At 74.5% G+C, this 18,446-nt stretch carries 22 protein-coding genes; 12 read left to right on the top strand and 10 right to left on the bottom strand.

Annotated features, from left to right (window positions below; translation table 11 throughout):
- Positions 1–405 precede the first annotated feature (405 nt).
- From EDD39_RS38465 to EDD39_RS38455, 3 genes are all read left to right on the top strand, one after another.
- On the top strand, positions 406–1,458 hold the full coding sequence (locus EDD39_RS38465) for an SPFH domain-containing protein (protein WP_123564263.1): 1,053 nt from the start codon (positions 406–408) through the stop codon (positions 1,456–1,458).
- Entirely contained in the window at positions 1,455–2,354 is a 900-nt protein-coding gene (locus tag EDD39_RS38460) for an NAD(+)/NADH kinase (protein WP_123564262.1), read from the top strand. Before EDD39_RS38465 ends, EDD39_RS38460 begins: the two co-directional genes overlap by 4 nt.
- 127 nt (positions 2,355–2,481) lie before the next feature.
- Positions 2,482–2,712 (top strand): DUF6296 family protein, encoded by a 231-nt coding sequence (locus EDD39_RS38455; protein WP_030461602.1) that lies wholly within the window; start codon positions 2,482–2,484, stop codon positions 2,710–2,712.
- A gap of 73 nt (positions 2,713–2,785) precedes the next feature.
- Here EDD39_RS38455 and EDD39_RS38450 read toward each other — a convergent pair whose 3' ends face one another.
- The gene (locus tag EDD39_RS38450) at positions 2,786–3,781 is read right to left on the bottom strand and encodes an aldo/keto reductase (protein WP_123564261.1); all 996 of its coding nucleotides are present in this window, start codon (positions 3,779–3,781) and stop codon (positions 2,786–2,788) included.
- 133 nt (positions 3,782–3,914) lie between these two features.
- Positions 3,915–4,490, bottom strand: a complete 576-nt coding sequence (locus EDD39_RS38445; protein ID WP_123564260.1) for a TerD family protein — start codon at positions 4,488–4,490, stop codon at positions 3,915–3,917.
- A 277-nt stretch (positions 4,491–4,767) separates the two neighbouring features.
- Between EDD39_RS38445 and EDD39_RS38440 the strand changes: the two genes are divergently transcribed.
- Both EDD39_RS38440 and EDD39_RS38435 read left to right on the top strand, forming a co-directional pair.
- Positions 4,768–5,130 (top strand): UBP-type zinc finger domain-containing protein, encoded by a 363-nt coding sequence (locus EDD39_RS38440; RefSeq protein ID WP_030461599.1) that lies wholly within the window; start codon positions 4,768–4,770, stop codon positions 5,128–5,130.
- A 133-nt stretch (positions 5,131–5,263) separates the two neighbouring features.
- On the top strand, positions 5,264–5,584 hold the full coding sequence (locus tag EDD39_RS38435) for a MazG-like family protein (RefSeq protein WP_123564259.1): 321 nt from the start codon (positions 5,264–5,266) through the stop codon (positions 5,582–5,584).
- A 57-nt stretch (positions 5,585–5,641) separates the two neighbouring features.
- Here the strand turns inward: EDD39_RS38435 and EDD39_RS40110 are convergent, their stop codons facing one another.
- A complete protein-coding gene (locus EDD39_RS40110) occupies positions 5,642–5,809 on the bottom strand; it encodes a DUF6126 family protein (RefSeq protein ID WP_162870366.1) in 168 nt (55 codons plus the stop codon).
- Positions 5,810–5,959: 150 nt separating this feature from the next.
- Here EDD39_RS40110 and EDD39_RS38430 point away from each other — a divergent pair, with 150 nt between their 5' ends.
- The gene (locus EDD39_RS38430) at positions 5,960–6,742 is read left to right on the top strand and encodes an SGNH/GDSL hydrolase family protein (protein ID WP_123564258.1); all 783 of its coding nucleotides are present in this window, start codon (positions 5,960–5,962) and stop codon (positions 6,740–6,742) included.
- A 173-nt stretch (positions 6,743–6,915) separates the two neighbouring features.
- Here EDD39_RS38430 and EDD39_RS38425 read toward each other — a convergent pair whose 3' ends face one another.
- A complete protein-coding gene (locus EDD39_RS38425; RefSeq protein ID WP_123564257.1) occupies positions 6,916–7,326 on the bottom strand; it encodes an organic hydroperoxide resistance protein in 411 nt (136 codons plus the stop codon).
- 203 nt (positions 7,327–7,529) lie between these two features.
- On the opposite strand from EDD39_RS38425, the gene EDD39_RS38420 reads away from it, so the two are divergent.
- A complete protein-coding gene (locus EDD39_RS38420) occupies positions 7,530–8,009 on the top strand; it encodes a MarR family winged helix-turn-helix transcriptional regulator (protein WP_123564256.1) in 480 nt (159 codons plus the stop codon).
- A gap of 33 nt (positions 8,010–8,042) precedes the next feature.
- Here the strand turns inward: EDD39_RS38420 and EDD39_RS38415 are convergent, their stop codons facing one another.
- On the bottom strand, positions 8,043–8,312 hold the full coding sequence (locus EDD39_RS38415) for a DUF2630 family protein (RefSeq protein ID WP_123564255.1): 270 nt from the start codon (positions 8,310–8,312) through the stop codon (positions 8,043–8,045).
- 181 nt (positions 8,313–8,493) lie between these two features.
- Between EDD39_RS38415 and EDD39_RS38410 the strand changes: the two genes are divergently transcribed.
- Both EDD39_RS38410 and EDD39_RS38405 read left to right on the top strand, forming a co-directional pair.
- Positions 8,494–8,883 (top strand): SCO5389 family protein, encoded by a 390-nt coding sequence (locus EDD39_RS38410; RefSeq protein ID WP_123564254.1) that lies wholly within the window; start codon positions 8,494–8,496, stop codon positions 8,881–8,883.
- A gap of 187 nt (positions 8,884–9,070) precedes the next feature.
- On the top strand, positions 9,071–10,657 hold the full coding sequence (locus tag EDD39_RS38405; RefSeq protein WP_123564253.1) for a glycoside hydrolase family 53 protein: 1,587 nt from the start codon (positions 9,071–9,073) through the stop codon (positions 10,655–10,657).
- Positions 10,658–10,777: 120 nt separating this feature from the next.
- On the opposite strand, the gene EDD39_RS38400 is transcribed toward EDD39_RS38405, so the two are convergent.
- Positions 10,778–12,229: an MFS transporter gene (locus EDD39_RS38400; protein WP_244257537.1), complete on the bottom strand. Its 1,452-nt coding sequence runs from the start codon at positions 12,227–12,229 to the stop codon at positions 10,778–10,780.
- Positions 12,230–12,669: 440 nt separating this feature from the next.
- On the opposite strand from EDD39_RS38400, the gene EDD39_RS38395 reads away from it, so the two are divergent.
- Positions 12,670–13,248 carry a TetR/AcrR family transcriptional regulator gene (locus EDD39_RS38395; protein ID WP_162870365.1) on the top strand — a complete coding sequence of 193 codons (579 nt, stop codon included), beginning with the start codon at positions 12,670–12,672 and terminating at the stop codon, positions 13,246–13,248.
- Between the two features lie 12 nt (positions 13,249–13,260).
- Here the strand turns inward: EDD39_RS38395 and EDD39_RS38390 are convergent, their stop codons facing one another.
- Positions 13,261–13,860 carry a TIGR03086 family metal-binding protein gene (locus EDD39_RS38390; protein ID WP_123564252.1) on the bottom strand — a complete coding sequence of 200 codons (600 nt, stop codon included), beginning with the start codon at positions 13,858–13,860 and terminating at the stop codon, positions 13,261–13,263.
- Positions 13,861–13,913: 53 nt separating this feature from the next.
- Positions 13,914–14,480, bottom strand: a complete 567-nt coding sequence (locus EDD39_RS38385) for a DJ-1/PfpI family protein (RefSeq protein ID WP_123564251.1) — start codon at positions 14,478–14,480, stop codon at positions 13,914–13,916.
- Positions 14,481–14,733: 253 nt separating this feature from the next.
- Here EDD39_RS38385 and EDD39_RS38380 point away from each other — a divergent pair, with 253 nt between their 5' ends.
- Positions 14,734–15,534: a tyrosine-protein phosphatase gene (locus tag EDD39_RS38380; RefSeq protein ID WP_123564250.1), complete on the top strand. Its 801-nt coding sequence runs from the start codon at positions 14,734–14,736 to the stop codon at positions 15,532–15,534.
- A gap of 7 nt (positions 15,535–15,541) precedes the next feature.
- Here the strand turns inward: EDD39_RS38380 and EDD39_RS38375 are convergent, their stop codons facing one another.
- Positions 15,542–16,216 carry a VOC family protein gene (locus tag EDD39_RS38375; protein WP_162870364.1) on the bottom strand — a complete coding sequence of 225 codons (675 nt, stop codon included), beginning with the start codon at positions 16,214–16,216 and terminating at the stop codon, positions 15,542–15,544.
- Positions 16,217–16,249: 33 nt separating this feature from the next.
- Complete coding sequence (locus EDD39_RS38370) at positions 16,250–17,254, bottom strand: PHP domain-containing protein (RefSeq protein WP_123564249.1); 1,005 nt, start codon at positions 17,252–17,254, stop codon at positions 16,250–16,252.
- A gap of 158 nt (positions 17,255–17,412) precedes the next feature.
- Here EDD39_RS38370 and EDD39_RS38360 point away from each other — a divergent pair, with 158 nt between their 5' ends.
- Positions 17,413–18,378, top strand: a complete 966-nt coding sequence (locus EDD39_RS38360) for an AurF N-oxygenase family protein (protein WP_244257536.1) — start codon at positions 17,413–17,415, stop codon at positions 18,376–18,378.
- The last annotated feature ends 68 nt before the right edge of the window (positions 18,379–18,446 follow it).

Genomic DNA, 18,446 nt, shown 5'->3' with positions numbered 1-18,446 from the left:
ACTTGCCACAGGGCCCTCCCGTCCCGGTCCGGGGCGGCGGTGGCGGCGGCGGCGAGGCGGCGGGAGGTGCAGGACGGTTTCACGATCAGCCCTTTCGGGAGGCGGTCGAGCCACGGGGCCGGAGGCCGGGGCGGCGAGGCCCGGCCCGCCCGATCAGCACCATAGGCCGCCGACCGCACCCGATCGGCGACCCGGGCCGCCGGGTCCCGCGAGGCCGCCCGGACGGGCGAACAACCGGCCGAGGGTGGACGAACCACCGCCGACGGACCACGGCCGGCGAACCACCGCCGGCAGGCCCCGGCCGGCAAAGCGCGCAAGCAACCCCACACCCCTTTTCGTCGTATTGACGACAACCAAACCCACCAGTTATCGTCAATGCGACGAAAAGAAAGGGCATCGATCCCCATGGCCGACATCACCCGCCGCTTCGGCTTCCGCCACCTGCGCTCCACCCCCACCAGCCACATCCGCCACCTGCGCGACGGCCGGCTCGCCCACGAGGGCACCGGACTGGCCTTCTGGTTCCGGCCGCTCACCGCCGCGATCTCCGAAGTCCCGGCCGATGACCGCGAGTTGGCGATGATGTTCCACGCCCGCACCTCGGACTTCCAGGACCTCGCGGTGCAGGCCACCGTGACCTACCGGATCAGCGACCCGGCCACCGCCGCCACCCGCCTCGACTTCGGCATCGACCCGGACACCGGTAGCTGGCGCGCCGAGCCGCTCGCCCAGCTCGGCACCCTGCTGACCGAGACCGCCCAGCAGCACGCGCTCCAGCTGATCGCCCGGACCCCGCTGGCCGACACCCTGGTCGACGGCGTCACGGCCGTCCGCGAGCGGATCTCGGCGGGCCTGGCCGCCGAACCCCGGCTGTCCGAGATCGGGTTGGCGGTGCTCGCGGTGCGCGTCACCGCCGTCCGGCCGGAGGCCGAGATGGAACGGGCGCTGCGCACCCCGGCCCGCGAGCAGGTCCAGCAGGAGGCCGACCGGGCGACGTACGAGCGGCGCGCCGTCGCGGTCGAGCGGGAGCGCACCATCGCCGAGAACGAGCTCGCCAGCCGGATCGAACTGGCCCGCCGCGAGGAGGAGTTGGTCGAGCAACAGGGAACCAACGCACGCCGCGAGGCCGAGCAGAAGGCCGCCGCGGACGCGGTCCGCACGGACGCGGAGGCGGTCCGCCGGACCAGGCTGGCGGTCGCGGAGGCCGAGGCCGCGGGCACGCTGGCGGCCCAACAGGCCGAGGCGGCGCGCGTGTTGGGCGAGGCCAAGGCCGCCGCGGAGGCCGCCTGGCTGGCCGCGCACCAGCAGGCCGGGCCCGAGGTGCTGCAGGCCCTCGCCCTGATCCGGCTGGCCGAGCACCTGCCGCGGATCGACAGCATCACCCTCACCCCGGACGTCCTGACCGGCCTGCTCACCCGCCTGGCCGCGCCCAACTCCCCCGAGGAGAACGGACGGTGAGCCTCGCCCCGCGCGTGGTGCTGGTCCACCGGCGCACCGAGTACGAGGAGCTGATCGCCCGGCACGGCACCCGCGGCCAGGCCGAGTTCTTCCTGGCCCGGCGCGGCCGCTCGCCGGTCGAGGCCGAGCGGCGCCACCACCTGGCCCGCAACGCGCTCGCCGAGGTGTCGGCCGCGGTGCCGCTGGACTGGCGGCAGACCCGGGTGGAGCGCTCCGACCTGGACCGGTTCCTGTTCGGCCCGGAGGACGTGGTCGTGGTGGTCGGCCAGGACGGCCTGGTGGCGAACGCCGCCAAGTACCTGTCCGGCCAGCCGGTGATCGGCATCGACGCCGAGCCGGGCCGCAACGCGGGCGTCCTGGTCCGGCACCGCGCCGACCAGGCCGGGGCGCTGCTGCGGGCGGCCGTCCTGCCGGGCGTGGAGCGGCGGCTGGAGCTGCGCACGATGGTGGAGGCGGTCGCGGACGACACCCAGCGGCTGCTCGCCCTGAACGAGGTCTACCTCGGCCAGCCGGGCCACCAGACCGCCCGCTACCGGCTGGCCGCGCCGGGCGGCGACCCCGAGGCCCAGGCGTCCTCGGGCGTCCTGGTCGGCACCGGCACCGGCGCCACCGGCTGGTGCCGCTCGGCCTGGCTGGAGCGCTCCAGCCGCCTGGACCTGCCCGGCCCGACCGCGCCCCGGCTGTCCTGGTTCGTCCGCGAGGCCTGGCCCTCCCCGGTGACCGGCACCTCCCGCGTCGAGGGCCTGCTGGACGCCGGCCAGCAGCTCGCCCTGACCGTCGAATCGGAGCTCCTGGTGGCCTTCGGCGACGGAATCGAAGCCGACGCCCTGCACCTCACCTGGGGCCAGACCGTCCGGATCGGCCCGGCCGCCCAACGCCTCCACCTGCTGGCCTGACCGCCCCGGCACCACCCCGGCGCCGCCCGGACACCGCCCCGGCACCACCCCGCCGCGCCGCCTGCCCGTGACCGTCCGCCCGGCGCCTGCCTACGATGGAACGACGCCAACGGGAAGAAGGCCGGTCATGACTCGACGATTCGCACTCACGTTCCCAGGGGAGACCGGCGGCCACGCCGAGCAGGACGTGGTGGTGGTCGAGGCGACGGGCACCCGCGGCCCGGGCGGCCACCCGGTGTACGCGGACCCGTCCGGCATCGTGCAGGCCGAGATCAGCGACCAGGGCGAGGTCCGGATGCTGGCCACCGGCGGCCACCAGGACCCGCGCACCCCGCTGCAAGCCGAACCGCTGCCCTGAACCGGAGCCCCCGCTCCGGCCCCCGGATCCCCCGGACAGGCGCAGAGCACCCGTCCGGGTCCCGGGCCCCGGGTCACCAGCGCGAGTGGATCTTCGCCCGCAGCCGCCGGTCGTACAGGTCCCGGACGGCCTGCAGGGTCTGCGGCGACAGCGGCGGCAGCGCCATCGTCTCGGCGTTGCCGAGGGCCTGCTCGGGGGTGCGGGCGCCGGGGATGACGGTGGTGACGCCGGGCTGCTGGACGATCCAGCGCAGCGCGGTCTGCGCCGGGCTGGCTCCGGGCGGGGCGAGCCGGGCGAACTCGTCGGCGGCCTCCACGCCGGTCTCGAAGTCGATGCCGGAGAAGGTCTCGCCCTGGTCGAACGCCGAGCCGTCCCGGTTGTAGGTGCGGTGGTCGTCCGCGCTGAACAGGGTGTCCTTGGTGTACTTGCCGGACAGCAGGCCGGAGGCCAGCGGCACCCGGGCGATGACGCCGACGCCGGCCTTCTCGGCGGCGGGCAGCACCTGGTCGAGCGGCTTGAGCCGGAACGGGTTGAGGATGATCTGCACGCTGGCGACGCCGGGCCGGGCGATCGCGGTCAGCGCCTCCTCGCAGGTCTCCACGCTGACGCCGTACGCGGCGGTGCGGCCCTCCTCGACCAGGGTGTCGAGCCCGTCGAACACCTCGTCGCTGGAGTAGACGGAGGTCGGCGGGCAGTGCAGCTGCACCAGGTCGAGCCGCTCGACGCCCAGGTTGCGGCGCGAACGGTCGGTCCACTCGCGGAAGTTGGCGAGGGTGTAGTTCTCCGGCAGCTGCGGCATCCGGCGGCCGAGCTTGGTGGCGACCACCAGGCCGTCACCGTCGCCGCCGCTCTGGCGGCTCTTCAGGAAACGTCCGATCAACTGCTCGCTGCGGCCGTCGCCGTAGACGTCCGCGGTGTCGAAGAACGTCACCCCGGCGTCCGCCGCGGCGTTCAGCACCGCGAGCGCGTCGTCCTCCAGCACCACGCCCCAGTCCGCGCCGAGCTGCCACGTTCCGAGACCGATCACCGAGACCGGACGTCCGGTCCTGCCAAGTACACGCTGTTCCATGCGCCGAGCCTGCCACACCCCGGCACGCCGTTCGAACGCCGACACTCCCTCCGCCCCGCACGCGCAGCGGGACGGCACGGGCCGCCCCGCTGCCCGGAGGCGGCGGAGCGGCCCGTGCGGGGACGCGGCGCGGTCAGACGTTGACGCCGTAGTCGAGCGCGATGCCGCGCAGGCCGGAGGCGTAACCCTGGCCGATCGCACGGAACTTCCACTCGCTGCCGTAGCGGTACAGCTCGCCGAAGACCATCGCGGTCTCGGTCGAGGCGTCCTCGGACAGGTCGTAGCGGGCGACCTCGCTGCCGTCGGCCTCGTTGAGGACCCGGATGAACGCGTTGCGGACCTGGCCGAAGCTCTGGTGCCGGTTCTCCGCGTCGTAGATGGAGACCGGGAAGACCACCTTGGCGACCTGCGGCGGAACGGCCGTCAGGTCGACCTTGATCTGCTCGTCGTCGCCGTCACCGCCGCCGGTGAGGTTGTCGCCGCTGTGCTCGACCGAGCCCTCGGGGCTGCGCAGGTTGTTGTAGAAGACGAAGTGCTGGTCGCTGAGCACCCGGCCGGCCTCGCTGCACAGCAGCGCGCTGGCGTCCAGGTCGAAGTCGGCGCCCGTGGTGGCCCGGACGTCCCAGCCCAGGCCGACGATGACGTTGGTGAGCCCCGGGGCCTCCTTCGTCAGCGAGACGTTTCCGCCCTTGGCGAGCGAGACTCCCATGTGTGCCCTCCTGTGGTTTCCCCGTACCGGGCCCGGCAGTTCGGCCGGTTCGGCGCGGCGGCCGTCGCCCGGCCCCTCGATCGGGCCCGGGCCCCAGCTGAATCTACAGCACTGTAGATCAGTACGGAATCCGCCTCCGCACCACGATCCCACCCGTCCCCTTTCCCCCGGAGGCGCCGCGTCATCCCACCGCGCCACCGCGTCACCGCGCCGCGCCGGGTCCGCTTCCGCCGCAGGCCCGGCGCCCCGGGCATACCCTGGCCGAGGAGGTGCCACGATGAGCGACGACACGACGATCCCCGGTATCGACCCCAGCGTCCCGCCGAGCGGCGACGGCTGCGTGGAGTGCCTGGCCGGCGAGGGCCAGGGCTGGTGGTTCCACCTGCGCAGGTGCACCGCCTGCGGGCACATCGGCTGCTGCGACTCCTCCCCGTCCCAGCACGCCACCGCGCACGCCCGCTCGGCCGGCCACCCGTTCCTCACCAGCTTCGAGCCCGGCGAGGACTGGTTCTGGAACACCGAGACCGAGCAGTTCTACGAGGGCCCGCCACTGGCCGGCCCGACCGCCCACCCGGTCACCCAGCCCGCCCCCGGCCCGGCCGGCCACGTCCCGATCGACTGGCAGCAGCGCCTGCGCTGACGCCCTGTCAGCCCCTGCCGGTACGGTCGTTGCCGATGCGCCGCGCGGTCGGCCCGCCCGGGCCCGGCCGCGCGGTCCGCGCCAGAGCGGCACATCGGCGCATCGGTGCAAGCGGAGCGATCGGCGGGGTGCCATGGACGAGCGGCAGTGGGAGACGGTGCGGCGGCTGGCCGACTGGCTGGCCGAGGGCAGCAGCCAACCCCCGGAGATGCAGCGGGTGTTGCAGTGCCTCAAGCTCGGCGAGGAGGCCGGCGAGGTGGCCGAGGCGGTGATCGGCGCGCTCGGCCAGAACCCGCGCAAGGGCTTCTCGCACAGCTGGGACGACGTCGCGGACGAACTGTGCGACGTGGTGATCACCGCCCTGGTCGCCCTGATCCGGGTCCACCCGGACCCGCCCGCCGCGTTCGACGCCCACCTCGCCAAGGTCGCCCGCCGGGTCCTCCCCGAGCAGTAGCCCCTCGCCGACACCGAGCCTGAGCCCGGCTCGAATCCGGCTGGGCGGGCGGTCGGGTCAGTGGCGGCCGCCGACCGCGAACAGCAGGATCACGAACCCGGCGAACAGGTGGGTGCCGGCGATGTAGATCAGCGCCCGGATCAGCATCTGCTTGCGGCGCGAGGTCTCCTCGCGCACCGCGTCGCTGCTCACAGCCGTCTTCCCGTCCACCGCGCTGCCGCTCACGGCCGTCCTCCTGTCCGCCTTGCACCACCGGGCCGCCCACCGCCCGGAACCCTTGCAGGGTACCGGCCCGGGGCCCGTGGCGGAGATCACGGTCCGCCACCGGGCACCTACGGTGGCGTAGGTCACTTCACAAGGTGAACCATCTGCTGCATGGCCGACTACCAGGAGACCCTCGACCTCAGTTCCTACGCGGCCCTCGGTGACAGCTTCACCGAGGGCCTCAACGATCCCGGCCCCGACGGCCAGTACGCCGGCTGGGCCGACCGCCTGGCCGGGATGCTGGCCGCGGGCAGATCCGAGCACGACTTCCGGTACGCCAACCTGGCCGTCCGCGGCCGCCTGCTGGACCAGATCGTCGCCGAGCAGGTCCCGAAGGTCCGTCAGCTCCAGCCCGACCTGGTCACCCTGTGCGCGGGCGGCAACGACATCCTGCGCCCGGGCAGCGACCCGGACCTGATCGCCGGACGCTTCGAGGCGGCCGTCCTGGAACTGCGCGAGAACGCCGGGACGGTGCTGATCTGCACCGGCTTCGACACCCGCAACGTCCCGGTGCTGCGCCACCTGCGCGGCAAGATCGCCACCTACAACGCGCACCTGCGGGCGATCGCCGACCGCAACGGCCTCGCGGTCGCCGACCTGTGGTCGCTGCGGTCGGTGCACGACCGGCGGGCCTGGTCCGAGGACCGGCTGCACCTCTCGCCGGAGGGCCACCAGCGGGTGGCGCTGCTGGCGGCGCGCTCGCTCGGCCTGCCCGTGGAGAGCGACCCGGAGGCCGCCTGGCCGCCCGCGCCCGTCCTCACCCCGGCCGACCAGCGCCGGGAGAACCTGCAGTGGGCCCGCACCTTCCTGCTGCCGTGGGTGGGCCGCCGCCTGCGCGGCGAGTCCTCCGGCGACCACGTGGAGGCCAAGCGCCCGGAGCTGCTCCCGCTCTGAACCAGGAGCCCGGGAGCCCGGGAGCCCGAAAGCCCAGGAGTCCGGCCCCGAACCGGGAACCCGGCCCACCCTCCCGTCCCAGCCGCCCCGGCCGTCCGCGGACAGCGCTGCTGGCCGCTCCACCCCCACGTGGACGCGGCCCGCAGACCCCGGACGAGACCCCTGCCTCTTCCTTATTCGACGACCAGCTCCACCGGAATGTTCCCGGCGGTGGCCTTGGAGTACGGGCAGACCTGGTGGGCCTGCTTGACCAGCAGCTCACCGGTCTCGCCGGCCAGCGACTCGGGCAGTTCGACCCGCAGGACGACGGAGAGGCCGAAGCCGCTGTCGTCCTTGCTGATGGTGACCTCGGCGGTCACCGACACCTCCGAGACGTCGACCTTCTGCTGCCGCGAGACCACGCCGAGCGCGCTGGCGAAGCAGGCCGCGTAGCCCGCGGCGAACAGCTGCTCGGGGTTGGTGCCCTCGCCGTCGCCGCCGAGCGCGGGCGGCGGGGAGAGCTTGAGGTCGAGCCGGCCGTCCGAGGTGACGGCGCGGCCCTCGCGGCCGTTCGCGGTGGCTGCTGCGGTGTAGAGCGCGGTCATGAGGGTGTTCTCCTTCTCGTCTGCTTCTTCGTCCTGCGTGCTTCTTCGTCCTGCGTGCCCGCCCGTCGGCCCGCCGGTCCGGTTCCCGTCGGCGGTGCGCCTCCGTACGGTTCCGGGCTTCGCGGTCCGCCCTGTCCTGCCAATAACTACAGCACACAATTCAATTGCGCACAACTGAATCGGCCGCTTGCTACCCTGGGGTCATGACCTGGCACGGCGAGAACTCCCCCTCCCCCCGCGGCGAGGACGCGGACCTGCTGCTGCTCGACCAGCAGATCTGCTTCTCGCTGAACGCCGCCTCCCGGGCGTTCGGCGGCGTCTACCGCACCGCGCTCAAGGACCTCGGGCTGACCTACCCGCAGTACCTGGTGATGCTGGTGCTCTGGGAGCACGGGTCGCTGCCGGTCAAGCAGCTCGGCGAGCGCCTGCGGCTGGACTCCGGCACCCTCTCCCCGCTGCTCAAGCGCCTGGAGGCGGCCGGCCTGGTGGCGCGCGAGCGCAGCCCCGAGGACGAGCGCTCGGTGATCGCCACCCCCACCCCGGCCGGGCGCGCCCTGCGCGAGGGCGCCACGGCCGTCCCCCGCCGGATCCTGGCCGCCGCCGGCCTCCCGCTCGAGGAGCTGCGCACCCTGCGCGAACTGCTCACCCGGGTCACCGCCAACCTGGACGCCGCCCAGGACTGACCCCGCCCGCGGCGGCCGCCCCTGCCCCCGCCGCTACGACTCGTAGCGCTCCACCTCGTCGATGCTGCGCACGCTCGCCCCGTCCGGGTCCTCGCCCGCCCGGACCCGGGCGCGGCGCTGGCGGAGCAGGTCCCAGCACTGGTCGAGCTGCTCCTCGATGTCCTTGAGTTCGCGGTGCTCGGTTGGCTGGTCGATCCGGCCCTCGGCGAGGGCGGCGCGCAGGTCGCGCTCGGCCTCGACCATCTCGCTGATCCGCTCCAGGATGCGGCGGTCGGTGCCGCCCTCGGCGCGCTGCTCGTCCATCGGGGCCTCCTCGCAGTGGTGTGCCCTCCACTCTAGGAAGGGCCCGGGGCGGCCGCGAGCGGGACGGCACGGGGGCGGCGCCCCGAACGGGGGAGCGCAATTGACAGGGCGTCAGGCGGGCGACAGGATCACTTACTGAAAACGACTTCCACTACCACTAACCCGGAAGGCCCGATCCGCCATGTCGCTGGACGTCTCCCCCTCCCTGCTCGCCCTGGCCGAGCGCGACGAGGTCGCCGACGCCGACTTCCTCGCCACCGTCCGCACCTCGCTGCCTTACGCCTACCGCCTGGTCAATGACCTGACGGCCGAACTCGCGTTCAGCGACGCCGAGTTCGCCGACAACACGGCGGCCCCGAGCGAGGCGGAGCGGGCCCAGCTGCTGCGCGCGCTGGCCAGCGACTCGATCCGCGGCGCCCTGGAGCGGCACTTCTCGGTGAAGCTGGCCTTCCAGAACTGCCACCGCCTCGCGGCCTTCCACCCGCACGCCGAACACACCGACGCCTACCGGGAGTTCACCTCGCCCCGGGCCCAGCTGCTGAACCAGTCGCCCGAGCTGCGCGACTGCTGAGCCCGTCGGCCGGCGGCCGCGGACCGACCCGCGGCCGCCCGCCCGGCGAGTTGTGAACGTTCACAAGAAAATGGCGCCGACTGCTTGCAGCCTCACCGAACCTTGGGGTTATCTATGGCGAAACACGGCAGATAACTGCTGTGTACGTTCACACCACCACTCCCCCACTCTCCTGCCAAGGACGACGATGCCCCAGGCATTCACCCCGGCGTTCAAGCGCGCGCTCGTCACCGCCGCGGCGGCGCTCCCGCTCGCCACCTCCGTGGTCGCCGGCCTCCCCACCGCGGCCCGGGCGGCCAGTACCCTCACCAACGCCGGCTTCGAGACCGGCGGCACCGGGACGGCCACCCCCGCCGGCTGGTCCGTCTACTCGGCCGCCGGACAGAACGGCGCCTCGTACACCGAGGCCGGCGGCCACAGCGGCTCCTACCGGCTCACCCACTACGCGGCCGCCGCGTACAAGGTCGAGACCTACCAGTACCTGTCCGGGCTGGCCAACGGCAGCTACACGCTGACCGCCTGGGTCCGCTCCAGCGGCGGGCAGAACTCGGCCTACCTGGCGCTGCGCAACTGCGGCTCCGCCGAGCAGCGCACCGACCTGCCGCCGACCCCGAACGGCGCCTGGATCCGGCTGGTCACCTCGGTCAAGGTGACCGGCGGCCAGTGCACGATCAGCATCGACTCCGACGCCAACGCCGGGAACTGGATCAACGTCGACGACCTGTCCTTCGCCCCCGGCAGCACCGGCGTGGCGGCCCGCGGCGTGGACGTCTCCACGCTGAAGAAGAGCGAGGACAAGGGCGGCGTCTACCGGTGGGCGGACGGCAGCACCGGTGACGCGCTGGACATCCTGCACTCCAGCGGCGCGAACTACGTGCGCCTGAAGGTCTGGGTGAACCCGGCCGACGGCTACAACGACAAGGCCAAGGTCCTGGCGATGGCCAAGCGCGCCAAGGCGCTCGGTATGGGCCTGCTGATCGACTTCCACTACTCCGACAGCTGGGCCGACCCCGGCAAGCAGACCAAGCCCGCCGCCTGGTCCGGCTACTCGCTGGCGCAGCTGAAGTCGGCGGTCTACAACCACACCTACGACGTGCTGAACGCGCTGAAGGCGCAGGGCACCACCGCCGACATGGTGCAGATCGGCAACGAGATCAACGCGGGCATCCTGTGGAGCGAGGGTTCCACCGCCCACTGGTCCGACCTGGCGGCACTGCTCGCCCAGGGCGCGAACGCGGCGAAGGCGGTGAGCTCCTCGACCAGGGTCGCGCTGCACCTGGCGAAGGGCGGCGACGACGCCGGGGCCCGGGCGTTCTTCGACAACGCGGTCTCGTACGGGGTGCCGTTCGACCTGATCGGGCTCTCGTACTACGGCTACTGGCACGGCCCGCTGAGCGACCTGCAGACCACCCTGGACGACGTGGCGGCCCGCTACGGCAAGCAGGTGTTCGTCGCGGAGACCGCGTACGCCTTCACGCTGGCGAACGGCGACGCGCTGGAGAACAACATCGCCACCTCCTCCCAGCTGGTGGCCGGCTACCCCGCCACCCAGGCCGGGCAGGCCGCCAACCTGCGGGACGTGATGAACGTGGTGGAGGCGGTGCCGAACGGCCGGGGCCTGGGTGTCTTCTACTGGGAGCCCACCTGGACGGCCGTGGCGGGCAACGGCTGGGACCCGACCGATCCCGCATCCGGGGACGCGTGGGAGAACCAGGCGCTGTTCGACTACAGCGGGCGGCCGACCAGCGCCATGAGCTGGCTGAAGCACCGGTGAGCCCAACGGAGTGACGCGGCGCGGGACGACGCGGCGCGGCCGGGCGGCCGGAGGGGTGACGAGGTGTCACCTCCGGCCGCCCGGCCCGCGGTTCGGGTCCCCTTCGCCACCCGCCCGCGCTCAGCCGCCGACCGTCTCGCCCCGGACCGCGGCGAGCTCGGTGCGCTCCGCGGCGGCGGCCTCCACCGGGACGGCCCGGGCGGCGGCCCGGCGGGCCGGGACGAGCACCGCGGCCAGCGCGGCGGCCAGGCAGAACGCCGCGAGCAGGGCGAAGCCCTGGGTGTAGCCGCTCTCGGCGGGGCGGCCGTCGGCCTGCAGGTGGCCGGTGACCAGGCCGGTCATCAGGGCGGCGCCCATCGAGCCGCCGATGGTGCGGATGTTGGCGTTCATGCCGGTGGCGGCGCCGGTCTGGGCGGCGGGGACGGCCTGCACGATGAGGTTGCTCATCGAGGCGAAGGCGAGTCCGATGCCGAGGCCGAAGACGCCCGCGGCGAGCGCGACGTCGGCGGGGCTGCCGTGCCGGGCGGCGAGCAGCGCGCAGGCGGCCGAGCCGAGCAGTGCACCGGTGACCAGCTGGGCCTTGGCGGGGAAGCGGCCGGCCAGCCGGCCGCCGAGCACGCCGGCCACGAACATGGCGGCGACCATCGGCAGCATCAGCAGTCCGGCGCCGGTGACGCTGGAACCGAAGCCGTAGCCCGCGCTGGAGGGCATTTGCACGAAACCGGGGAGGAAGGCCCACACGGCGTACATGCCGCCGCCGAACAGCAGGGCCGCGGTGTTGGTGGTCCACACGGCGGGCAGCCGCATCACCCGCAGGTCGATCAGCGGGTTGCGGGAGCGGGACTCGTTGACCATCCAGGCGGCGAACAGCAGGACGGCGAGGGCGAGCAGGCCGAGCACCTTGGCCGAGCCCCAGCCCCACTGGGAGGCCTGGCTGACCGGCAGCAGCAGGGCGACCAGCCAGCCGGAGAGCAGCACGGAGGAGAACCAGTCGACGCTGCCCTCGCTGCGGTGCGGCGACTCGGGGACGTAGCGGTGCGCGAGCGCGATGGTGCCGACCAGCACGATGACGGGCAGCCAGAACAGCCAGCGGTAGTCGAGGGCGCCGACGATCGGCCCGGCCAGGACCATGCCGAGGCCGCTGCCGACGGCGATCACCGCGGACATGTTGCTGATGCCGCCGGAGACCCGTCCGGGCGGGAACTCGTCGCGGATGATGCCGAAGGAGAGCGGGAACAGCGCGCCGGCGATGCCCTGGATCACCCGGGCGACGATCAGCACGGTGATGTTGGGCGCGAGGGCGGCGACCAGGCAGCCGACCAGCAGCGCGACCAGGGCGGCGACCAGGGTGCGCTTCTTGCCGACCAGGTCGCCGACCCGGCCGAGGATCGGGGTGAAGACGGAGGCGGAGAGCAGGTAGGCCGTCATGATCCAGGTGACGGTGGACTGCGTGGTGTGCATCTCCTCCTGGACGATCGGGAGGGCGGGCGTGATCAGCGACTGGAGCAGGGCGTACACGCCGGCGCCGACGGCGAGCACGCCGAAGGTCAGGCGGGGGGATTGGCGGTTCATCGAACCCTCTCGGGACTCGGGGCGGGCACGCGGGGGGCGGGGTGCGTGCCACGGCAGGAGAGCAGGCAGCGGTCGAACGCGGCTCGAACGGCGCGTCGGCGCCGCCGGGCCGGGCGGCCGGGCGTGGACGGGGCGGGCAGGGGACGGGCGTGGTGCGCGTGCGATGCCGGACGGTCGCCCTGCGTCGTGGCGCGGGCGGTGGGTACGGCGAAGCGGCCGGTCCGCCGGTGTGCGGCGGGTCGAAGTCGGGGCCCCGGTGCTAAAGTCGAGGCATGCCTCCAGATTAGCGGAGGCATGCCTCCGGTTCAATCCGGTTCCGCGATTCCCTCCGAACAACCCCCGGGCGCCACCCGAACACCACCCGAACGACCCCCGTTCGCCCGGCCGCCCGCATCCCCCACCGCCCCGCCCGTCCGGATGCGTCGAGAACGAGGTCCCCCGTGCCGGATCAGATCGTGGTGAGCGAGTTCCTCGCCGCCCAGCGCCCGCGCCGCGCGGACGCCGCCCGCAACTTCGACGCGCTGCTCGCCGCCGCCCGCGACGCCTTCGCCGAGCACGGCGCCGAGGCCTCCCTGGAGGACATCGCCCGGCGGGCCGGCGTCGGCATCGGCACCCTCTACCGCAACTTCCCCACCCGCCGGCACCTGTTCGAGGCGGTGTACGCCGCCGAGGTCGACGACCTCGTCCGGGTCGCCGGACAGGTCTCCGACCTGCCGCCGTGGGAGGCGCTGACCACCTGGCTGCGCCGCTTCGTCGACTACGCGACCACCAAGCGCGCGATCCGCGAGGCCATGGCGGGCGAGGAGTCGGACATCTTCCTGGCCTGCCTGCAGTCCATGTACTCCGGCGGCACCCCGCTGCTCGAACGCGCCCAGCGGGCCGGGGAGGCCCGCCCCGACATGAGCATCGAGGACCTGCTGCGGATGGTCTCCGGCATCACCTCGGTGGCCTTCCCGGAGGAGGGCCAGCGCGACCGGGTCCTCGCCATCGCCCTGGACGGGGTGCGCGCCCGCCGCTGACCCGGCCCCGGCTCAGCCCAGCGGCCGCGCCGGGTCGCGGCCGACCAGGCCCAGCAGCCGGGTCGCGGCGTCCGCGCCCTCCGGTACCGGCACCGGGTCGGCGAACAGCCCGGAGGCGGCCAACGAGTCGGCCTGCGGGGCGAGTTCGGCCAGCGCGAACTCGGCGGCGGCCGGGTCGATCCGGTCGTCGGCGCCGATCCCCCGGGCCAGGTCCCAGCCGTGCACGATCGCGTCCACCGTCATCTCCCGGGCGTACCCGGCGGCCCGCCGCGCGCCGTACGAGAGCTGCACGGTGCGCTCCAGCGCGCCCGGCTCGGCGAACGCGACCCGGGCCGCCCCGGCGGCGGCCGTCCAGGCGGCGAACGGGTCGTCGCCGAGCACGTCGCCGTCGTGGCGGTCGCCGATCTCGGCGACGGTGGCACCGGCCAGCAGGTCGGGCACCCACAGCTGTTCGGCCGTCAGGTGGCCGACCAGCTGCCGCACCGTCCAGTCGGTGCACGGGGTGGGCCCCCGCCAGCCGTCGGCGGGGACGGCGCGGACCAGTGCGCCGAAGTGGTCCAGGGCCCGGCCGTGCAGCGCGAGCAGGTCCGGTCCGTCGAGGTGAGCTGCCATGGGGTCCACGCTTGCCCGCCCCGGGCCGCCGGGCAAGCCGACACCCCGGGCGGCTACTCGACCGGGGCCTTCTCGCGCAGCAGCTCGACGAACGCCCGCATCCAGGTCGGGTGGTCCGGCCAGGCCCGGGCGGAGACCACCGTGCCGTCGACCACCGCGCCGCCGTCCACGAAGTCCGCGCCGCCCGCCGCCACGTCCGGCTCCAGCGCCGGGTACGCGGCGGTGCGACGCCCGGCCAGCGCGCCGGTCCGCAGCGGGATCAGCGGGCCGTGGCAGATCTGCGCCAGCGGCTTGTCCGCCTCGAAGAACGCGGCGACGATCCGCTGCACCTCCGGGTCGTTGCGCAGGTACTCGGGCGCCCGGCCGCCGGGCAGCACCAGCGCCGCGTACTGCGCCGGGTCGACGTCCGCGAACGCCAGGTCGGCGGGCCAGGTGTAGCCGGGCTTCTCGGTGTACGTGTCGTAGCCCGGGACGAAGTCGTGCACCACGAACTGCAGGGTCTTCTTGGTCGGCGCGGCGATGTCGACCTGGTAGCCCTCCTCCAGCAGCCGCTGGTACGGGTAGAACACCTCCAGCGACTCCGCCGCGTCACCGGTGATGATCAGGATCCTCGCTGCCATCCGGGGGTTCCGTCCCTTCCTCGCGCCTGCCGCCGTCCGGCCCCGGCGGGGCCGGGCGCTGCCCACACCCTGCCCGCTGACGGCGCGTCAATCAACGGGGCGCGCGCGGCACGGCGCGCCGGTCGTGCGCTCCCCCGGGCGCCGCAGCCGTCCGCCCGGGCGGGGGTACTCCGGGGGCGACCCGCCCGGGGCGCGCCTAGCGTGCTGGCAAGGTCCGCCCGTTTCCCCCGGGACCGTCGGCAGGGAGGCCGTCATGCAGCACTCGCACCTCGTGGACTCCGCCACCGTCGCCAACCTGCGCGACCTCGGCGGCATCGATCTGCCCGGCGGCGCCCGGGTCCGGCCCGGACTGGCGCTGCGCTCGGGCCAGTTGGACCGGCTCGACCCGGCCGCCGACCCGATGTTCGACGCGCTGGGCGTGCGCACCGTCATCGACCTGCGCACCGCCGCCGAACGCGCCGCCTTCCCCGACCGCGTCCCCGGCGGCGCGCACCTGCTGGTCGCGGACGTGCTCGCCGACGGGGCGGGCAGCGGCGCGGCGGCGGCCCTGGCGGCGGCGCTGGCCGACCCGTCCGGCGCGAACCGGATGCTCGGCGGCGGCCGGGCGGCGGAAGCGCTGCGCGAGGACTACCGGGCGTTCGTCACCTCGGCCTCCGCCCGGCAGGCGTACAAGCAGCTGATCACCGCGCTGGCCCACCGGGGCGGCGGCCCGGTGCTGTTCCACTGCACGGCGGGCAAGGACCGCACCGGCTGGGGCGCCACCCTGGTCCTGCTGCTGCTCGGCGCGGACGAGGAGACCGTCCGCACCGAGTACCTGTCCGTCGACCCGGCGGTGCGGGCGCACTACGCCCCGCTGGTGGAGCGCTTCCTGGCGGCGGGCGGCGACCCGGAGGTCGCGGACGCCGTGTTCTCCGTCCGGGCCGAGTACCTGGCGGCCGCGCTGGACGCCCTGGCCGAGTACTGGGGCGACGCCGAGAGCTACGCCCGGGCCGGCCTCGGCCTGAAGGACGACACCCTGGCCGGGCTGCGCGAGCGCCTGGTCGAGGCCGCCTGAGCGCCCGTCAGCCGGCCGCGCCCGCGGCCCCGACGCACGCCTCGTTGCCCTCCGGGTCGGCCAGCACCCAGTGGTTCGGCGCGTGCTCGTCGGTCACCAGGCGGCCGCCGGCCGCGATCGCGGCGGCGATCCGGGCCTCGGCGAGGTCGTGCGGCACCCAGACGTCCACGTGCACCCGGTTGCGCTGAGGGCGGGGCCCGTCCATCTGCTGGAAGTAGAACGGCGCGCCGCGGCGGGCCGGGTCGAGCAGGTCCTCCGGGCTGCCGGAGCGGTCCCGGTAGCCGAGCAGCGCCCGCCAGAACGCGACCACGGCGGGCAGCTCCAGCGCGTCGACCGTGACCTGGACGGTCTGCACGCCCGCCGGCTCGGCGACCGCACCGAGCTCCCGGGCGACGCCGGACACCAGGCGGGCCAGCTCGACGTGGCGTTCCGTCAGGCCGTAGTACTCCTCGCCCGCCTCGATCAGCCGGACCGTCACACCCTCCGGCCGCAGGTCGACGTCCGCCTCGCCGACGCCCGCGAGGGCCGCCCCGATCGCGCCGACCAGCTGCGCGCCGGCCCCGAACGACCCGGTCCGGAAGAACGCGCACGCCCCCTCCCCCAGCACCCGCCAGTCCCCCGTCCCGTCCGCCGCGTGGAACGCCGCCGGCCTGATCCTCGCCACACCCTGAACGTCAGTCATCCGGGCAGGCTACCGGCCGGCACTGACAGCCCCTCAGCGCGCCCCCGCCCAGGCCAGCAGGTGGTCCACCGACCACGCCGTGATCACCCGTTCCGCGTCCAGGCCGAGTTCCGCGGCCCGTTCGCAGCCGTCGATCTGCCGGTCCAGCTGGCCGGGCGCGTGCGCGTCGGTGTCGACGGCGAACAGGCAGCCCAGGTCGGCGGCGAGGGCGAGCAGGTCGTCGGGCGGGTCCTGGCGGTCGGGGCGGCAGTTGATCTCGACCGCGGTGTCGTGCTCGCGGCAGGCGGTGAAGACGGCCTCGGCGTCGAACGCGGACGGCGGGCGGGGCTTGTCGCCGAGCCGCCGGCCGGTGCAGTGGCCCAGGACGTCGACCAGCGGGCTGCGGACGGCGGCGAGCAGGCGGTGGGTCATCGCGTCGGGTTCCGTCCGCAGTTCGGAGTGGACCGAGGCGACCACCACGTCGAGACGGCCGAGCAGGTCCTCGTCCTGGTCGAGCCCGCCGTCGGGGAGGACGTCGCACTCGATGCCGGTGAGCAGCCGGAACGGGGCGAGCCGGCCGTTGAGCTCCTCGACCAGGTCGAGCTGTTCGCGCAGGCGCTCCGCGCTGAGGCCGTGGGCGACGGTGAGGCGGGGCGAGTGGTCGGTGAGGACGGCCCAGTGGTGGCCGAGGGAGCGGGCGGTGCGGGCCATCCGTTCGACCGGGACGGTGCCGTCGGACCAGTCGGAGTGCAGGTGGCAGTCGCCCTGGAGCTTCTCGCGCAGCCGGAGCGCGGCGGCGAAGGGGGCCGGTCCGGCGGCGGCGCGGGCCTCGGTCTCCAGCAGGTACTGGGGGGTGCGGCCGGCGGTGGCGTCGGCGATCACCCGGGCGGTGACGGGGCCGACGCCGGGGAGGCGTTCGGCCTCGGCGGCGGAGACCGGTCCGGGGGGCAGCGCGGCGGCGGCCCCGGCGGCGGCGCGGAACGCCTTGGTCCGGTGGGGGGAGGCCAGTTCGCGCTCCAGCAGGAAGGCGATGCGCTCCAGGGCGGTGACCGGGTCCATGCGGCCAGTCTGCGCGGGGCCGGGCGGGGCCGCACGCGGGCGGGCCCGCCGCCGCCGATCCGCCCGGGCCGATCTGCCCGAGCCCCTTGTTGACAGTCTGTCTCATTGGTTTACTCCTCCTGGAGCCCCCGTCGCCCCCCACCCTCCGGAGCCCGCCCGTGTCCGACACCGCCACCCCGCCGCAGAGCCCCGCCGCCCCGTCCCGGACCGCCGTCCCGCCGCAGGGCGCCGCCCGGCAGCGCAACGCCGACCGCGAGCTCAACGCCGCCCGCCTGCTGCGGGCCTCCGCCAAGCACTCCCACGACCCGCTCACCGAGATCGACTGGTCCGCGCCCCTCGACCCGGACCACTACGCGCTGCCCGCCCACCGCGTCGCGCTCTACGGCACCCCGCTGTGGGAGCGGCTGGACGAGCGGCAGCGGGCGCAGCTGAGCGTGCACCAGTTCGCCTCCACCACGGCCGCCGGGATCTGGTTCGAACTGGTGCTGATGGAGGGCCTGATCCGGCACGTCTACGCGGGCGACCTGACCACCGGGCACGCGCAGTACGCGCTGACCGAGGTCGCCGACGAGTGCCGGCACTCCACCATGTTCGCCCGCTACATCACCGCGACCGGCTACCCGTCGGCCCGGCCGACCCGGCGCGCGGACCGCCTCGGCAAGCTGCACTTCCTGCTCAACGACACCACCATGACCTTCGCCGGGGCGATCTTCGTCGAGGAGTTCACCGACGCGATGCAGCGCGAGATGGTCCGGGACGAGTCGCTGCAGCCGCTGGCCCGCTCGGTGGCCCGGATCCACGTGGTCGAGGAGGCCCGGCACATCGGCTACGCCAAGCCGGAGCTGGAGCGGCGCTGGGCGGCGATGACCCCGGCCCGGCGGGCGGTGTTCCGGCGGGCGCTGGCGCTGCTGGCCCGGCAGTCGGTGGCCGAGATCGTGCACCCGCGGGTGTACGCGCTGGCCGGGCTCGACCCGGCCGAGGCCCGCCGGGCCGCCGCGGCCAACCCGCACTGGCGGCAGGCCCGGGTCGACTGGGCCCGCAAGGCGATGGAGTTCTTCACCGACCTGGGCGTCGTCACCCCGGCCACCGCCCGCCCCTGGCAGCGCGGCGCGCTGCTGCCCTGACCGGACTGCTCCGACCGGACCGACTGCCCCGGCCGGGCCGCCCTGACCGGCCGTCACCTGCGCGCCGC

It is taken from the genome of Kitasatospora cineracea (assembly GCF_003751605.1).
Lineage (GTDB): Bacteria > Actinomycetota > Actinomycetes > Streptomycetales > Streptomycetaceae > Kitasatospora > Kitasatospora cineracea.
This window is presented reverse-complemented; position numbering and strand designations above follow the sequence as displayed.

Bases quoted from the DNA above. Each gene is read 5' to 3' on its own strand.
- EDD39_RS38465 (WP_123564263.1), top strand. From the start codon at position 406: ATGGCCGACATCACCCGCCGCTTCGGCTTCCGCCACCTGCGCTCCACC.
- EDD39_RS38455 (WP_030461602.1), top strand. From the start codon at position 2,482: ATGACTCGACGATTCGCACTCACGTTCCCAGGGGAGACCGGCGGCCAC.
- EDD39_RS38450 (WP_123564261.1), bottom strand. From the start codon at position 3,781: ATGGAACAGCGTGTACTTGGCAGGACCGGACGTCCGGTCTCGGTGATC.
- EDD39_RS38445 (WP_123564260.1), bottom strand. From the start codon at position 4,490: ATGGGAGTCTCGCTCGCCAAGGGCGGAAACGTCTCGCTGACGAAGGAG.
- EDD39_RS38440 (WP_030461599.1), top strand. From the start codon at position 4,768: ATGAGCGACGACACGACGATCCCCGGTATCGACCCCAGCGTCCCGCCG.
- EDD39_RS38435 (WP_123564259.1), top strand. From the start codon at position 5,264: ATGGACGAGCGGCAGTGGGAGACGGTGCGGCGGCTGGCCGACTGGCTG.
- EDD39_RS38430 (WP_123564258.1), top strand. From the start codon at position 5,960: ATGGCCGACTACCAGGAGACCCTCGACCTCAGTTCCTACGCGGCCCTC.
- EDD39_RS38425 (WP_123564257.1), bottom strand. From the start codon at position 7,326: ATGACCGCGCTCTACACCGCAGCAGCCACCGCGAACGGCCGCGAGGGC.
- EDD39_RS38420 (WP_123564256.1), top strand. From the start codon at position 7,530: ATGACCTGGCACGGCGAGAACTCCCCCTCCCCCCGCGGCGAGGACGCG.
- EDD39_RS38415 (WP_123564255.1), bottom strand. From the start codon at position 8,312: ATGGACGAGCAGCGCGCCGAGGGCGGCACCGACCGCCGCATCCTGGAG.
- EDD39_RS38410 (WP_123564254.1), top strand. From the start codon at position 8,494: ATGTCGCTGGACGTCTCCCCCTCCCTGCTCGCCCTGGCCGAGCGCGAC.
- EDD39_RS38405 (WP_123564253.1), top strand. From the start codon at position 9,071: ATGCCCCAGGCATTCACCCCGGCGTTCAAGCGCGCGCTCGTCACCGCC.
- EDD39_RS38400 (WP_244257537.1), bottom strand. From the start codon at position 12,229: ATGAACCGCCAATCCCCCCGCCTGACCTTCGGCGTGCTCGCCGTCGGC.
- EDD39_RS38390 (WP_123564252.1), bottom strand. From the start codon at position 13,860: ATGGCAGCTCACCTCGACGGACCGGACCTGCTCGCGCTGCACGGCCGG.
- EDD39_RS38385 (WP_123564251.1), bottom strand. From the start codon at position 14,480: ATGGCAGCGAGGATCCTGATCATCACCGGTGACGCGGCGGAGTCGCTG.
- EDD39_RS38380 (WP_123564250.1), top strand. From the start codon at position 14,734: ATGCAGCACTCGCACCTCGTGGACTCCGCCACCGTCGCCAACCTGCGC.
- EDD39_RS38375 (WP_162870364.1), bottom strand. From the start codon at position 16,216: ATGACTGACGTTCAGGGTGTGGCGAGGATCAGGCCGGCGGCGTTCCAC.
- EDD39_RS38370 (WP_123564249.1), bottom strand. From the start codon at position 17,254: ATGGACCCGGTCACCGCCCTGGAGCGCATCGCCTTCCTGCTGGAGCGC.